Source organism: Adlercreutzia sp. DFI.6.23 (assembly GCF_024462535.1).
Taxonomy (GTDB): domain Bacteria; phylum Actinomycetota; class Coriobacteriia; order Coriobacteriales; family Eggerthellaceae; genus Adlercreutzia; species Adlercreutzia rubneri.
In genome coordinates this window covers 1-296 of record NZ_JANGBP010000615.1, presented here as the reverse complement: position 1 = coordinate 296, position 296 = coordinate 1, and the positions used below count along the sequence as shown (strand labels likewise).

At 68.9% G+C, this 296-nt stretch carries 1 protein-coding gene; it reads right to left on the bottom strand.

Annotated features, from left to right (window positions below; genetic code table 11):
- Nucleotides 1-17: 17 nt before the first annotated feature.
- Nucleotides 18-296, bottom strand: a 279-nt coding sequence (locus tag NE591_RS14785) for a TCP-1/cpn60 chaperonin family protein (RefSeq protein ID WP_305145278.1), incomplete at its 5' end; no start/stop codon positions are given.

Sequence of the window (296 nt, the reverse complement as noted above, 5' to 3'; positions counted from 1 at the left end):
CACGGCCGGTGCCGACCCTAAGGAAACGTTGCAGGATCTTCGCCGTTGGCGCAGTTCAAGCCCTCGCCCTTCGGCAGGCTCTTGACCTTCTCCACCACGACGGAGCCCTCGAAACCGGCGATCTGGGCGATGGCGCGCATCGGAGCCTCGATGGCCTTGCGGATGATGTCGATGCCGACTTCCTCGTCCTTGTCGTCGGCCGTGACGGCGTCCAGGGCGCCGATGGCGTCCACGAGCGCCACGCCGCCGCCGGCGACGATGCCCTCTTCCACGGCCGCGCGAGTCGCCTGCAGGGC